Below are 13462 nucleotides of genomic sequence, written 5' to 3' on the forward strand. Positions count from 1 at the left end.
TGTCGGATTACGCGCGCAGCGCTAATCCGATCTACAACTTCTCCAGCGCCCGTTCGACAAAATCGAGGCGGTCCTGGCCCCAGTACCCTTCGCCATCGACGATATACCACGGCGAACCGAAGACGCTGGCGGCGGTGGCCGCTTCCGTATTGGCATCGTATTCGGCCTGCACGCTGGCCGTTTCCGACGTTTTCAGCAGCTGGCGGCCATCGAAACCGGCATCCAGCGCGATCTGCACCAGGGTTTCCTCGTCGCCGATGTTGCGCTCTTCAGCCCACAGGCCGCGCATGATGGCGTGCGCCAGGTTCAGCGATGCTTCCACGCCGTGCGCCAGGCGCGTGGCAATGATCAGCTTGGCAGAAGCTTCCGGCGACACGGGGAAGAACTTTGGCTGCAAGGTCAAGGGCACCTGCAAAAAGGCCGACCAGCGCGCCAATTCTGCCAGGCGGTACGCCTGGCGCTGCGGTGCGCGCTTAGCCAGCGGCAGGCCGCCCGAGACACTGAAGACCTTGCCCAGGTCAAAAGGGCGCACGTCGATCTGGGCACCAGTCTTCGCGGCAATGGCCATCAGGCGCGCATGACCCAGATAGGTCCATGGCGAGTGGGGGGCGAAGAAATACTGCACGACTTTGCTCTGACTTGCACTCATCTCGACTCCCTTAGAAAGGCTTGACCACGACCAGCACGACGACGGCCAGCAGCATCACCACCGGCACTTCATTAAACCAGCGGAACCAGGTGTGGCTGCGCTTGTTGAGGCCTTTTTCAAACTTGCGCAGGATGGAACCGCAGGCATGGTGATAGCCGAGCAGCAGCACCACGAACGTCAGCTTGGCATGCATCCAGCCCGGCATCTTCATGCGGCCCTCGCCGCCACCGTACAGCATCCACATCAACGCCAGCCCCAGCACCATGGCCGGCAGCGCCAGCAGCGACATGAAACGGTACAGCTTGCGCGCCATCAGCAGCAGGCGCTCGGTGGCTACCGTTTCCGTCTCCATCGCCAGGTTCACGAAGATGCGCGGCAAGTAAAACAGGCCGGCAAACCAGGACATGACGAAGATGATGTGGAAGGCTTTGGTCCAGAGAAAGAGCATGGGGTTTCCAGTGTCGGAGGTGGAGAGAAACGAGAGCACGGGCCGCCTTGTGGGCAGCCCGCGAAAGAGACTATTTACGTACTTCGCCGTGGCCAAAGACCACGTACTTGAGCGAGGTCAAACCTTCCAGTCCCACCGGGCCGCGCGCATGCAGCTTGTCGTTCGAGATGCCGATCTCGGCACCCAGGCCATATTCGAAGCCGTCGGCGAAACGCGTCGACGCGTTCACCATCACCGAGGCGGAATCGACTTCGCGCAGGAAGCGCAGCGCATCGCTGTAGTCTTCCGTGATGATCGATTCCGTATGCTTGGACGAATACTGGTTGATGTGGTCCATCGCTTCGTCGATGCCGTCGACCACTTTCACCGACAGGATCGCCGCCAGGTATTCGGTGGACCAGTCTTCCTCGGTGGCTGGCACCAGGTGCGGATAAGCGGCGGCGGACAGGATCGCATGGCTTTCCGGATCGGCGCGCAGTTCCACCTGCTTGGTCAGGTACAGTTCGGCCAGCTGCGGCAGCACGGTAGCGGCGATGGCGCGCGATACCAGCAGGGTTTCCATGGTGTTGCAGGTGCCGTAGCGGTGGCACTTCGCGTTGAAGCCGATATCGATCGCCTTCCTGATATCGGCCTTGGCGTCGATGTAGACGTGGCAGATGCCATCGAGGTGCTTGATCATCGGCACGGTAGCCTCACTCATCAGGCGCGCGATCAGGCCCTTGCCGCCACGCGGCACGATGACGTCCACGTACTGCGGCATGGTGATGAGAGCGCCGACGGCGGCGCGGTCGGTGGTGTCGATGACTTGCACGGCATCGGCCGGCAGGCCTGCTCCCTGCAAGCCCTCGGCCACCAGCTTGGCCAGCGCGCGGTTGCAGTGTATCGCTTCCGAGCCGCCGCGCAAGATCGTCGCGTTGCCGCTCTTGATGCACAGGCCGGCCGCGTCCACCGTCACGTTCGGACGGGCTTCATAGATGATGCCGATGACGCCCAGCGGCACGCGCATCTGCCCCACCTGGATGCCCGTCGGGCGGAATTTCATGTTCGAGATTTCGCCGATCGGGTCGGCCAGCGACACGATCTGCGTCAAGCCCTCGACCATGGTGGCAATGGCAGAGTCGGACAGGGTCAGGCGGTCGAGCATGGCCGGCGCCAGGCCGGCGGCGGCCGCCGCATCGAGGTCGCGCTGGTTGGCCGCGCGCAGCAGATCGGCATCGCGCACGATGGCGGCGGCGATCAGGCTCAAGGCACGGTTGCGCCTGGCGCTGTCGGCACGCGCCATGGCGCGCGAGGCGGCGCGCGCGCGCGTTCCCACGTCCTGCATATATTCTGTGATGTCCATGCTCGTATCCATATAGTAAAAAACTAGCCTCGGGCGATCTTCAGACCCAGCTGCAGCATGGCATCCCAGGCATCGCCCGCGTAGCCCTTGGCGCGCAAGCCCTTGATCATCTTGTCCACCTGCGCCGCCTGCTGCAGCGCCGCTTCCAGCACGGGTAGCGAAATGCGCCGCAGGGCCGGTTCCATCATCCGCTCGCGCGGCCCCCAGATACGGTATTCCTTCAGCAGCGCGCCCAATGGACGCCCTTGCGCCATGCCGGCCTTCAATTTTAACAGCGTGCGGATTTCTTCGGAGACGGCCCACAAGACCAGCGGCAGCGCCTCGCCCTCGCCTTTCAAGCCTTCGAGCATGCGCACCAGGCGCGCCGGGTCGCCGGCCAGCATGGCTTCGGACAGCTTGAAGACATCGTAGCGGGCCACGTTCAGCACCGCGTCCTGCACTTGCTCGTACGTCAGCTTGCCCGCGGCATGCAGCAAGCCCAGTTTCTGGATTTCCTGGTGCGCCGCCAGCAAATTGCCTTCCACCCGTTCAGCGATGAAGTCGATGCTGGCCCGTTCGGCGCTTTGCCCCTGCGCCGCCAGGCGCTGGGATATCCAGGCAGGCAACTGCGCCCGTTCCACATTCGGAATGTCGATATACACGGCCGCCTGCTGCAGGCTGGCGACCCAGGCCGCCTTTTGCGTCGCCCAATCCAGCTTGGGCAAGGTGATCAGGGTCAGGTTGTCTGGACTGAGATTTTTCGCGTAGCTTTGCAGCGCCGCTCCGCCATCCTTGCCCGGCTTGCCGGTGGGGATGCGCAGCTCGATCATTTTCTTGTCGCCGAACAGCGACAGCTCCTGGTTCGCCGCCAGCAATTCTCCCCACTTGAAGCTGCGCTCCACCGTCAGCACGTCGCGCTCGGAGTACCCCTGCGCACGCGCAGCGCGGCGGATCTTGTCGGCCGCTTCCAGCGCCAGTAAGTGTTCGTCGCTGGTGATCACATACAGCTGCGCCAGCGGCTTGGCCACATGCCCATCGAGCGCGTCTATCCGCAATTGCATGGCGTCCCCGTTACTGCTGCGGCGCGACCGGCGTCACGGGCGTCACTGGCGCCACCGACATGGCCGGCAGCACCGGCTTGATGGCTGCCAGGCGGCGCATGATCTGCTGCACCAGGTCGTTGCGCATGTCGCGGTACAGCGCCGCTTCTTCCGTTTCCTTGGCCAGTACCTGCGATTCGTCGAAGGTAATCGGGCGCACCAGGCTGATGGTCGTCGGTACCAGCAACTGGTTGCCGGCCTTGTCCACCACGCGGAAATTGATCGAGTAGCCGAGTTGGTACTCTTGCACACGGCCGTTAGGGTTCAGCGACAAAATGGTCTTGGTACGATTCCTCTCCGGGTCGTTGAGCACTTCAAGGACGGCATCGGCGCCATCCTTGGTGTTCACCACCTCCGTGCTGCCAATGGCGCGGATATAGCGTTTCAGGCTGATCGCCAGCGGCGACGTGTCGGGCAAGCCGATGTACATCGTCGCGAACGGCAGCATGAAACTGCCGTTCGAGCCGCGCAAGTGAAAGCCGCAGGCCGACAGCAAAACAGTCAGGCCCAAAGCCAGCACGGCACGGCGGCCCAACAGCGATACTTGAGAGGAAGTCGTCATGATTACACCACGATGCTGATTAACTTGCCTGGCACGACGATGATCTTCTTCGGCGTGGTCTCGACGTACTTCTGCACACTTTCGCAGGCCAGCGCAGCCGCTTCGATGCTGGCCTTGTCCGCATCCTTGGACACCGTGATCGAGCCGCGCAGCTTGCCGTTCACCTGGATCATCATCTCGATCTCGGACTGTTCCAATGCTTGCGGGTCGACCTGCGGCCAGGCGACGTTCAACAGGTCGCCGTGCACACCGGCGTAGCCCAGTTCCTGCCACAGCACGTGGGTGATGTGCGGCGCGACGGGATTGAGCAGGCGCAGGAAGATGGAGAAGCCTTCGGCGATCAGCGCTTTCGACTGCGCGCTGTCATCGAGCTTGGCCGATTCCAGGGTGTTGAGCATCTTCATGCAGGCCGACACCACGGTGTTGTACTGGATGCGCTTCAAGTCGTAATCGGCTTGCTGCAGCAGCTTGTGCAATTCGCGGCGCAGGTTTTTCTGCGCGTCGCCCGTGGCAGGTGCGGCGCCGCCAGCCAGTGCGGCCTGGATCGTCGCCGACTGGGCGTAGCCGAAGTTCCACACGCGGCGCAGGAAGCGGTTCGCGCCTTCGACGCCGCTGCCCGACCATTCCAGCGTCTGTTCCGGCGGCGAGGCGAACATGGTGAACAGACGGGCCGTGTCTGCGCCGTACTGCTCGATCTGCGCTTGCGGGTCGATGCCGTTGTTCTTCGACTTCGACATTTTTTCCGTGCCGCCGATTTCCACCGGCTGGCCGTCGGCCACCAGGACGGCGCTTTGCGGACGGCCCTTGTCATCGAGGGACAGGCGCACGTCGTCCGGGTTGAACCAGGTAGTCTTGCCCACCGCGTCCTTGCGGAAGTAGGTTTCGTTGAGCACCATGCCCTGCGTCAGCAGGTTGACGAACGGCTCGTCGAACTTGACTAGGCCGAAGTCGCGCATGATCTTGGTCCAGAAGCGCGCGTACAGCAAGTGCATCACGGCGTGTTCGATGCCGCCGATGTACTGGTCCATCGGCATCCAGTAGTCATTGCGCGCGTCGACCATGGCGTCATTGCTGCCTGGCGAGGTATAGCGCATGTAGTACCACGACGAATCGACGAAGGTATCCATGGTGTCCGTCTCGCGGCGCGCCGGCTTGCCGCACTGCGGGCAGTCGCACTTGAGGAAAGCTTCGTATTTGTTCAGCGGGTTGCCCGTGCCGTCCGGCACGCAGTCTTCCGGCAGCACCACCGGCAAGTCTTTTTCCGGCACCGGCACCACGCCGCAATCGGCGCAATGGATCATCGGGATCGGCGTGCCCCAGTAGCGCTGGCGCGAGATGCCCCAGTCGCGCAGGCGGAACGTGGTTTTCTTTTCGCCCAGGCCCAGTTCGGCCAGGTCGGCGGCCACCGCATCGACGGCGGAAGCGAAATGCAGGCCGTCGTATTTGCCGGAGGCGACGCAGACGCCATCCTTGCTGCCATACGATTCCTGCCACCCGTCCTTCGAGAATTCCTGGCCCTTGACTTCGATGACTTGCTTGATCGGCAGGTCGTATTTCTTGGCAAAGCCGAAATCGCGCTCGTCGTGCGCCGGCACGCCCATCACGGCGCCATCGCCGTAGGTGATCAGCACGTAGTTGCCGACCCACACTTCCACCTGCTCGCCCGTCAGCGGATGGGTGACGAACAGGCCGGTCGGCATGCCCTTCTTCTCCATCGTTGCCATATCCGCTTCGATCACGGAACCGAGCTTGCATTCGGCGTTGAAGGCGGCCAGCGCAGGATTGCTTTGCGCGGCGTGGATGGCCAGCGGGTGCTCGGCGGCCACGGCGCAGAAGGTCACGCCCATGACGGTGTCCGGACGCGTGGTAAACACATACAGCTTGCCGTCGCCGATCAGGGCGCCATTCGCGTCCTTGATGTCATGCGGGAAGGCGAAGCGCACGCCCGTCGACTTGCCGATCCAGTTGGTCTGCATGGTGCGCACGCGCTCGGGCCAGCCCGGCAACTTGTCATCCACATAGGCCAGCAATTCTTCCGCGTAATCGGTGATGCGCGCGTAGTACATGGGGATTTCGCGCTTTTCGATCAGCGCGCCCGAACGCCAGCCGCGGCCGTCGACGACTTGCTCGTTGGCCAGCACGGTCTGGTCGATCGGATCCCAGTTCACGGTACCGGTCTTCTTGTAGATGATGCCTTTTTCCAGCATCTTGAGGAACATCCACTGGTTCCATTTGTAGTATTCGGGCTTGCAGGCGGTCATTTCGCGCGACCAGTCGATGGCCAGGCCCATCGATTCCATCTGCTGCTTCATGTGGGCGATGTTCGAGTACGTCCATTGCGCGGGCGGCACGTTGTTGGCCATGGCCGCGTTTTCCGCCGGCATGCCGAAGGCATCCCAGCCCATCGGCATGAGCACGTTGTAGCCATTCATGCGCAGGTAGCGGTACATCACGTCATTGATCGTATAGTTGCGCACGTGACCCATGTGCAGCTTGCCCGAAGGGTAAGGCAGCATCGAGCAGGCAAAATACTTGCCTTTTGGGAAACGCGGGTCGTGTTCGACGGCTTTATAGGCGTCGATCGCCTTCCAGTGCGATTGGGCGGCTTGTTCGACGTCGGCGGGACTATATTTATCTTGCATGATGTGCGGCCAATAGTGGATATGAACCGAGCATTATACTGGTTGTCGCCGCCCGATAGCGCGGCGCGCTGGCGGCCCGGTCTCGCATATTTTGACGGACGCACAATTATGCTGTGTCGTATGCAACAATATTATTCTTTACTTCAAGTCCGGCCATGATCGTCTACCAGGAATATCCGCCCATCCCCGCCCTGCGGCCCTGGCTGGACTGCGTCTGGACGTGCCGCGTGCAAACGGGCGCCACGCCCCTGACGCACCAGGTCTTGCCCGACAATTGCATCGACATCCTGTGCCAGGACCAGCAGGATGCCAGCTTTGCCGTCGGCATGATGACGGCGCCGATCGCCGTCGTCAGCCAGGGCCTGGTGCAGACGGTGGCGGCCCGCTTCAAGCCGGGCGCGGCGGCCCGCTTCTTTCAGCTGCCCTTGTGCGAGCTCAGCGATGGCCGCACGGGATTGCAGCAGCTGTGGGGCCGCGAACTGGCGGCGCGCCTGGCTGACGCCCTGTGGAGCGAGCCCTTGTCCAATGCGCAAAGAATTTCTATTCTGCAAGACTATCTGCTGCTGCGCCTGCGCACCGTGCCGCCACGGCGCCAGCCCGGCGCGGCCGAACATGCCATCGCGGCCATCGAGCGCGCATGCGGCCAGGTCCGCGTGGATGGCCTGGCGCGGCAACTGGGCGTGTCGCGCCAGCACCTGGCGCTGCAATTTCGCCAGCAAGTGGGCATCAGCCCGAAGCTGTTTGCCCGTATCTGCCGTTTTCGTGCCGCCAGCCAGGGGCTGACAAGCCTGGCGGGACAGCCGGACTGGGCGCAAGTCGCCTTGCAATTTGGCTATTTCGACCAGTCGCACCTGATCCACGATTTCCAGGATTTCGCCCGCAGCTCGCCCGAGGCGTGGCTTATGCACCGCCACCATTGAAACCTTCCATTTTTACAATCGCCACGCGCGCGCCGGTGGCATGATGGCGTTATTCTTCATTTACCAGGAGCAGAACATGATCAAGGGTTTACGCACCGTCACCTATCCCGTCCCCGACCTGGACAAGGCCAAGGCCTGGTACAGCCAGGTATTCAATACCACGCCCTACTTCGACCAGCCGTTCTATGTCGGTTTTGCCATCGGCGGCTTCGAGCTGGGCTTGCTGCCAGACGGCCAGCCTGGCACGCAGGGCAGCGTGACGTACTGGGGCGTGGATGGCATCGAGCAGGAAGTCGAGCGCATCGTGGCACTGGGCGGCAGTCTGCACCACCCGATCACGGACGTGGGCGACGGCATCCGCACGGTGGAATTGCTCGATCCGTTCGGCAACCAGATCGGCCTGATCGACAATCCCCATTTCGATACCGGCAAGGTCGTTTAGGCGGCTTCAGCCTGCAGCCATGCGCGCAATTGCTGCAGGGCCGTCTTTTCATGCGCCGTTTCAGGCGTGATCAGGTAATACGCCCGCTGACCGCGCAGTGGGCGCTCGCATGCGATGCGCAATTCGCCACGCGCCAGCTCCGCTTCAACCAGCATGCGTGGCAGTAAGACCACGCCCTGCCCCTGCACGGCCGCCATGGCCAGCATGGAAAACAGTTCATAACGGGCGCCATAGTGCGCTCCATCGCGCCCCTCTCCCTCGACCTGCATGGCGTCAAACCACTGGCGCCAGGCGCCCGGGCGCGTACTTTGTTGCAGCAATGTCAGTTCCAGCAAATCCTGCGGCTGCCAGGCGCTGCGCGCCGCCAGCAGGCGCGGACTGGCAACGGGCACGATTTCTTCATGCATGAGCAAGGTGGCGCGCGTCCCGGGCCAGCGCGCCAATTGCTCGGGCGTGCCCGCGTACAGGGCGCCGTCGTATTCCGTATCGGCAAACATGAACGGTTTCGTATAGGCATCAATATGCACGACGATGTCCGGGTGCAGCTGCGCCAGCGAAGACAGCCGCGGCATCAGCCAGCGCGTGGCAAACGTGGGTACCGAGGCCAGCTGCAAGGCGCCGCCGCCGCCCTGGCGCGCCATGGTGTCGAGCGTGTCGCGCTCCAGGCCATCGAGACGGGCCGCGATCTGCCGCGCATACGCGGCGCCGGCGCTGGTCAGCAACACGCCATGGCGCGTGCGCTGAAACAATTGCACGCCAAGAAAAGTTTCCAAGGATGAAATCTGCCGCGACACGGCGCTTTGCGTCAGCGACAGTTCGCGCGCCGCATGGGTGTAGCTCTGGTGCCGCGCAGCCGCCTCGAAGCAGTTCAGGGCTTGCAGCATGGGAATTTTGCGTGACATGGGGGTATCCGGCCGGTGAAAGGCCCTAGTATGCCGCAAGATATGCGCAACACGCATGTCTGGGTGCGAAAAAATCGTTTGCGCAAGGCTAGGCAAAAACCTACCATGAGCCATATTCAATCTTGCGCCGATCACCGGCGCTCACCTGCGAGGCCTGTGATGAGCAAAACCGTATTCGACTGGAATTCCCCCCTGCTGCTGGAAGAACAACTGACGGGCGACGAACGCGCCGTGCTGGAAGCGGCCCGCGACTATTGCCAGGGCAGCCTGGTGCCCCGGGTCCTCGAATCGTTCCGCCATGGCCGAACGGATGCCGCCATCTTCCGCGAAATGGGAGAGCTGGGCTTGCTGGGCACGACCATTCCCGAAGAATACGGCGGGGCCGGCCTGAACTATGTTTGCTACGGCCTGGCCGCGCGCGAAGTCGAGCGCGTCGATTCGGGCTACCGCTCGATGATGAGCGTGCAATCGTCGCTGGTGATGGTGCCGATCAACGCCTTCGGCAACGAGGAAACCAAGCAGAAGTACCTGCCGAAACTGGCGACGGGCGAATTCATCGGCTGCTTCGGCCTGACGGAGCCTAACCATGGTTCCGATCCCGGCAGCATGGTCACGCGCGCGCGCAAGGTGCCGGGCGGCTATAGTCTCTCCGGCGCCAAGATGTGGATCACCAACAGCCCCATTGCCGACGTGTTCGTCGTCTGGGCCAAGGACGATGAAGGCGCGATCCGCGGCTTCGTGCTGGAAAAAGGCTGGAAAGGCCTGTCGGCGCCGGAAATCCACGGCAAGGTCGGCTTGCGCACCAGCATCACCGGTGAAATCGTCATGGATGAAGTGTTTTGCCCGGAAGAAAATGCCTTCCCCGACGTGCGCGGCTTGAAAGGCCCGTTCACCTGCCTGAACAGCGCCCGCTACGGCATCGCCTGGGGCGCGCTGGGCGCGGCAGAAGACTGCTACCTGAAGGCGCGCCAGTACACGATGGACCGCCAGCAATTCGGCCGCCCGTTGGCAGCGAACCAGCTGGTGCAAAAGAAACTGGCCGACATGCTGACGGAAATCACCATGGGCTTGCAAGGCTGCCTGCGCCTGGGCCGCATGAAGGATGAAGGCTCGCCCGCCGTGGAAATCACCTCGATCATGAAGCGCAACAGCTGTGGCAAGGCGCTCGATATTGCCCGCATGGCGCGCGACATGATGGGTGGCAACGGCATTTCCGACGAGTTCGGCGTCATCCGCCACCTGGTCAACCTGGAAGTGGTCAACACCTATGAAGGCACGCACGATGTGCACGCGCTGATCATCGGCCGCGCCATCACCGGCATAGCCGCGTTCAACTAATGGACGCCTTGGCTTCCACCCTGCGGCCCGCGCCGCTGACCGGCTTGCGCGTGCTGGACCTGTCGCGCGTGCTGGCCGGCCCGTGGGCCGGGCAAATGCTGGCCGACCTGGGCGCCGACGTCGTCAAGGTTGAACAGCCGGGCCGCGGCGACGACACGCGCTCCTGGGGCCCGCCGTACCTGAAGGATGCAGATGGCCGCGACACCGCCGAGGCCGCCTATTTCCAGTGCGCCAACCGCAACAAGCGTTCCTTGTGCATCGACCTGGCCGTGCCCGAAGGGCAAGCCCTGGTGCGCCAGCTGGCGACCGAAGCGGACGTGCTGCTGGAAAATTTCAAGCTCGATGGTTTGAAGCAATACGGCCTCGATGCGGCCAGCTTGCTGGCACTCAACCCGCGCCTCGTCTACTGCTCCATCACGGGCTTTGGCCAGGATGGGCCGTACGCTGCGCGCGCCGGCTATGACTTCCTGATCCAGGGCATGGGCGGCTTGATGAGCATCACGGGCGTGCCCGACGGCCAGCCGGGCGCGGGTCCGCAAAAAGTGGGCGTGGCACAGACGGACATCCTGACGGGCCTGTACGCCACCATCGCCGTGCAGGCGGCGCTGGCCGAACGCGAACGCTCGGGCCTGGGCCAGCATATCGACCTGGCCTTGCTCGACGTGCAAGTGGCCGCGCTGGGCAACCAGGCGGCCAATTACCTGTGCGGCGGCAAGGTGCCGCAGCGCATGGGCAATGCCCATCCGAATATCGTGCCCTACCAGGACTTCCCAACAGCCGACGGCGACATGATTCTGGCGATCGGCAACGATGGGCAATTCTCGCGCTTTTGCGCCGTCGCCGGCCACCCGGAATGGGCGCAGGACGAACGCTTCGCCACCAACCCGCAGCGCGTGGCGCACCGGGCGATCTTGATCCCCCTGATGCGCCAGACCACGGTCATGCGCACGACGGCCGAGTGGATCAGCGCCTTCGAGGCGCAAGCCGTGCCGTGCGGTCCCGTCAACCGCATCGACCAGGTCTTTGCCGACCCGCAAGTGGTGGCGCGTGGCTTGAAAGTGGACATGCCGCATCCGACGGCGGGCACGGTGGCGCTGGTGGCCAATCCCGTGCGCCTGTCCCACTCGCCGGTGCAATACCGCTTGCCGCCGCCATTGCTGGGGCAGCATACGGACGAGGTGCTGCAGCAGTGGCTGGGCCTCGATGGCGGCCAGATCGACGGTTTGCGCGAACGCAAGGTCGTGTAAATGTTGGGTATGTCGGATTACGCGCTTGCGCGCTAATCCGACCTACTTCAATACCAGCTTCAACGCCGGCTTCTCGCCATAATCGTCATAGCGCTCATTGATGCCGGCGATACAGAACGTGATTTCTTCCAGCAAGTCCGGCACTTGCGCCTTCATGCTTTCAGCATCCTGCACAACAATGTCGAGCACTTCGTTCGGTTTCAAACGGAACTGCGTCATGTTTTCGTCATCGCGCAGATAGCTGAGGCAATCAACCCAGGCGTCCATGCTGTTGCCGTAGAACTCGGGGAAACCGAAGGCTTGCACGCATTGCGCGTGAAAGCTCGCTGCGTCGGTAATCTCTTTGCCGTTCAGTATTGCAGTGGCCATGGTCTTCCTCAGTTCTTCAGCGACAGCACATCCTGCATGTCGAACAGGCCGGTCGGCTTGTCGGCCAGGAAACGCGCGGCGCGCAAGGCGCCGTGGGCGTAGGTGACGCGGCTGCTCGACTTGTGGCTGATCTCGATGCGCTCGCCGATGCCGGCAAACAGCACCGTATGATCGCCGACGATATCGCCGCCGCGGATGGTGGCAAAGCCGATGGTCGACGGGTCGCGTTCGCCCGTCACGCCTTCGCGGCCGTACACGGCGCATTCCTTCAGGTCGCGGCCCAGGGCGCCGGCCACCACTTCACCCATTTGCAGGGCGGTGCCCGATGGCGCATCGACCTTGAAGCGGTGATGTGCTTCGATGATCTCGATATCGTAGCCTTCGGACAGGCTTTTCGCGGCCAGTTCCAGCAGCTTCATGGTGACATTCACGCCCACGCTCATGTTCGGGGCGAACATGATGGCCGTCTTTTCGGCGGCGGCGGCAATCGCGGCCTTGCCAGCGTCATCGAAACCCGTGGTGCCGATAATCATCTTGATGCCATGCTCGGCGCAATACGCCAGGTGCTGCAAAGTGCCTTCGGGACGCGTGAAGTCGATCAGGTAATCGGCGCCGGCCAGGCCGGTGGCCAGATCGGATGCGATCAGCACGCCGGCAGGCTTGCCGAGAAAGGCGGCCGCATCCTGGCCGACGGAAGGCGAACCAGCGCGGTCGAGGGCGCCGGCCAGCACGGCGTCAGGCGCATTGCTGACCGCTTCGATCAGGATATGGCCCATGCGGCCGCTGGCGCCAGCGATGGCAATTTTCAGTTCAGTCATTTTATTCTCTTACAGCAACTTATTTGGTGGGTTCGGCAGCAGGTGCAGGCTCGGCGGCAGGCGCAGGCGTCACTTCCGGCTTACTCACAGGAATGGCGGGCGCGGCATCGGCCGGCACGGGCACGGCGCTTGGCGCCACGGGCGATGGCACGGCGGCGGCAGGCACGTCGGCCTTGGCGACCTTGGCGAACGGCGACGGGCCGGCGATACGGTCGATGTATTCTTTCTCCGTCGGCAAGTTGCCGCCTTCGAAACGTTCAACCTTGCCATCTTTGCCGAAGTACACGACCACGCGGCTGCTGGTGGTTTCGCCACTGCCCCGGGCCAGGCGGAATGGATAATCCCAGCGGTCGGCATGGAAGATATCGGTCAGCAGCGAGGTGCCGAGGACGAAACGCACCTGGTCGCGCGTCATGCCCACTTTCAACTGGGCCAGCATCTCTTCGGAGACAAAGTTGCCTTGTTGAATGTCAGGACGGTAGGGCGAGAAAAACCACATGAATTTTTGCAGCGGCGTAATGGTGGTCGTTTGTGCGCCCTGTTCGGGGACCAGTTCCTTGCCTTCTTTTTGAGCAGCTGCCGGCTTTTCGCCAAGGATGCCACGGCTGGCGCAGCCGGACATGGCCAGCGCGACACAGACCATGCCTGCCACAACTGGTGCTCGAAATGAAATACGGTGCCAGAGAGATGGCAATACAGCCGGT

14 protein-coding genes are annotated in these 13462 nt (G+C 62.9%); 4 read left to right on the top strand and 10 right to left on the bottom strand.

Features of this window, described 5'->3' with window-relative positions; translation table 11 throughout:
• Positions 1 to 31: 31 nt before the first annotated feature.
• From CSQ92_RS18715 to leuS, 6 genes are all read right to left on the bottom strand, one after another.
• Complete coding sequence (locus CSQ92_RS18715; protein ID WP_034778761.1) at positions 32 to 649, bottom strand: 2-hydroxychromene-2-carboxylate isomerase; 618 nt, start codon at positions 647 to 649, stop codon at positions 32 to 34.
• Between the two features lie 10 nt (positions 650 to 659).
• Entirely contained in the window at positions 660 to 1097 is a 438-nt protein-coding gene (locus CSQ92_RS18720) for a CopD family protein (RefSeq protein WP_034745744.1), read from the bottom strand.
• Between the two features lie 70 nt (positions 1098 to 1167).
• A complete protein-coding gene (locus CSQ92_RS18725; RefSeq protein WP_099395030.1) occupies positions 1168 to 2439 on the bottom strand; it encodes a glutamate-5-semialdehyde dehydrogenase in 1272 nt (423 codons plus the stop codon).
• Between the two features lie 23 nt (positions 2440 to 2462).
• Positions 2463 to 3479, bottom strand: a complete 1017-nt coding sequence (gene holA / locus CSQ92_RS18730; RefSeq protein WP_034778765.1) for a DNA polymerase III subunit delta — start codon at positions 3477 to 3479, stop codon at positions 2463 to 2465.
• A 10-nt stretch (positions 3480 to 3489) separates the two neighbouring features.
• The gene (locus CSQ92_RS18735; protein WP_070254709.1) at positions 3490 to 4080 is read right to left on the bottom strand and encodes an LPS-assembly lipoprotein LptE; all 591 of its coding nucleotides are present in this window, start codon (positions 4078 to 4080) and stop codon (positions 3490 to 3492) included.
• Positions 4081 to 4082: 2 nt separating this feature from the next.
• Complete coding sequence (gene leuS / locus CSQ92_RS18740) at positions 4083 to 6722, bottom strand: leucine--tRNA ligase (protein ID WP_099395031.1); 2640 nt, start codon at positions 6720 to 6722, stop codon at positions 4083 to 4085.
• Positions 6723 to 6877: 155 nt separating this feature from the next.
• Between leuS and CSQ92_RS18745 the strand changes: the two genes are divergently transcribed.
• Positions 6878 to 7642 (top strand): AraC family transcriptional regulator, encoded by a 765-nt coding sequence (locus tag CSQ92_RS18745; RefSeq protein WP_257219273.1) that lies wholly within the window; start codon positions 6878 to 6880, stop codon positions 7640 to 7642.
• Between the two features lie 76 nt (positions 7643 to 7718).
• A complete protein-coding gene (locus CSQ92_RS18750) occupies positions 7719 to 8084 on the top strand; it encodes a VOC family protein (RefSeq protein WP_070254874.1) in 366 nt (121 codons plus the stop codon).
• Here the strand turns inward: CSQ92_RS18750 and CSQ92_RS18755 are convergent.
• Positions 8081 to 8986, bottom strand: coding sequence for a LysR substrate-binding domain-containing protein (locus tag CSQ92_RS18755; RefSeq protein ID WP_034778771.1), 906 nt, complete (start codon positions 8984 to 8986; stop codon positions 8081 to 8083). The genes CSQ92_RS18750 and CSQ92_RS18755 overlap by 4 nt on opposite strands.
• A 159-nt stretch (positions 8987 to 9145) precedes the next feature.
• On the opposite strand from CSQ92_RS18755, the gene CSQ92_RS18760 reads away from it, so the two are divergent.
• Together CSQ92_RS18760 and CSQ92_RS18765 are read left to right on the top strand one after the other, a co-directional pair.
• Positions 9146 to 10324 (top strand): acyl-CoA dehydrogenase, encoded by a 1179-nt coding sequence (locus CSQ92_RS18760; RefSeq protein WP_034778773.1) that lies wholly within the window; start codon positions 9146 to 9148, stop codon positions 10322 to 10324.
• On the top strand, positions 10324 to 11571 hold the full coding sequence (locus CSQ92_RS18765; protein ID WP_099395032.1) for a CaiB/BaiF CoA transferase family protein: 1248 nt from the start codon (positions 10324 to 10326) through the stop codon (positions 11569 to 11571). Before CSQ92_RS18760 ends, CSQ92_RS18765 begins: the two co-directional genes overlap by 1 nt.
• 42 nt (positions 11572 to 11613) lie before the next feature.
• On the opposite strand, the gene CSQ92_RS18770 is transcribed toward CSQ92_RS18765, so the two are convergent.
• From CSQ92_RS18770 to CSQ92_RS18780, 3 genes are read right to left on the bottom strand one after another with little or no spacing between them, the layout of a single operon-like run.
• Positions 11614 to 11940 carry a barstar family protein gene (locus CSQ92_RS18770; protein ID WP_099395033.1) on the bottom strand — a complete coding sequence of 109 codons (327 nt, stop codon included), beginning with the start codon at positions 11938 to 11940 and terminating at the stop codon, positions 11614 to 11616.
• 8 nt (positions 11941 to 11948) lie between these two features.
• A complete protein-coding gene (gene dapB, locus CSQ92_RS18775) occupies positions 11949 to 12758 on the bottom strand; it encodes a 4-hydroxy-tetrahydrodipicolinate reductase (RefSeq protein ID WP_070281773.1) in 810 nt (269 codons plus the stop codon).
• Between the two features lie 19 nt (positions 12759 to 12777).
• A complete protein-coding gene (locus tag CSQ92_RS18780; RefSeq protein ID WP_070281774.1) occupies positions 12778 to 13401 on the bottom strand; it encodes an outer membrane protein assembly factor BamE in 624 nt (207 codons plus the stop codon).
• Positions 13402 to 13462 lie beyond the last annotated feature (61 nt).

The organism is Janthinobacterium sp. BJB446 (assembly GCF_002735655.1).
GTDB classification, from domain to species: domain Bacteria; phylum Pseudomonadota; class Gammaproteobacteria; order Burkholderiales; family Burkholderiaceae_D; genus Janthinobacterium; species Janthinobacterium lividum.

Excerpts from the sequence above, each read along its gene's own strand:
- CSQ92_RS18760 (WP_034778773.1), top strand. The coding sequence starts at position 9,146 with ATGAGCAAAACCGTATTCGACTGGAATTCCCCCCTGCTGCTGGAAGAA.
- CSQ92_RS18755 (WP_034778771.1), bottom strand. The coding sequence starts at position 8,986 with ATGTCACGCAAAATTCCCATGCTGCAAGCCCTGAACTGCTTCGAGGCG.
- CSQ92_RS18780 (WP_070281774.1), bottom strand. The coding sequence starts at position 13,401 with ATGGTCTGTGTCGCGCTGGCCATGTCCGGCTGCGCCAGCCGTGGCATC.
- CSQ92_RS18750 (WP_070254874.1), top strand. The coding sequence starts at position 7,719 with ATGATCAAGGGTTTACGCACCGTCACCTATCCCGTCCCCGACCTGGAC.
- CSQ92_RS18765 (WP_099395032.1), top strand. The coding sequence starts at position 10,324 with ATGGACGCCTTGGCTTCCACCCTGCGGCCCGCGCCGCTGACCGGCTTG.
- CSQ92_RS18720 (WP_034745744.1), bottom strand. The coding sequence starts at position 1,097 with ATGCTCTTTCTCTGGACCAAAGCCTTCCACATCATCTTCGTCATGTCC.
- dapB (WP_070281773.1), bottom strand. The coding sequence starts at position 12,758 with ATGACTGAACTGAAAATTGCCATCGCTGGCGCCAGCGGCCGCATGGGC.
- CSQ92_RS18715 (WP_034778761.1), bottom strand. The coding sequence starts at position 649 with ATGAGTGCAAGTCAGAGCAAAGTCGTGCAGTATTTCTTCGCCCCCCAC.
- CSQ92_RS18735 (WP_070254709.1), bottom strand. The coding sequence starts at position 4,080 with ATGACGACTTCCTCTCAAGTATCGCTGTTGGGCCGCCGTGCCGTGCTG.
- CSQ92_RS18745 (WP_257219273.1), top strand. The coding sequence starts at position 6,878 with ATGATCGTCTACCAGGAATATCCGCCCATCCCCGCCCTGCGGCCCTGG.
- CSQ92_RS18770 (WP_099395033.1), bottom strand. The coding sequence starts at position 11,940 with ATGGCCACTGCAATACTGAACGGCAAAGAGATTACCGACGCAGCGAGC.
- leuS (WP_099395031.1), bottom strand. The coding sequence starts at position 6,722 with ATGCAAGATAAATATAGTCCCGCCGACGTCGAACAAGCCGCCCAATCG.
- holA (WP_034778765.1), bottom strand. The coding sequence starts at position 3,479 with ATGCAATTGCGGATAGACGCGCTCGATGGGCATGTGGCCAAGCCGCTG.
- CSQ92_RS18725 (WP_099395030.1), bottom strand. The coding sequence starts at position 2,439 with ATGGACATCACAGAATATATGCAGGACGTGGGAACGCGCGCGCGCGCC.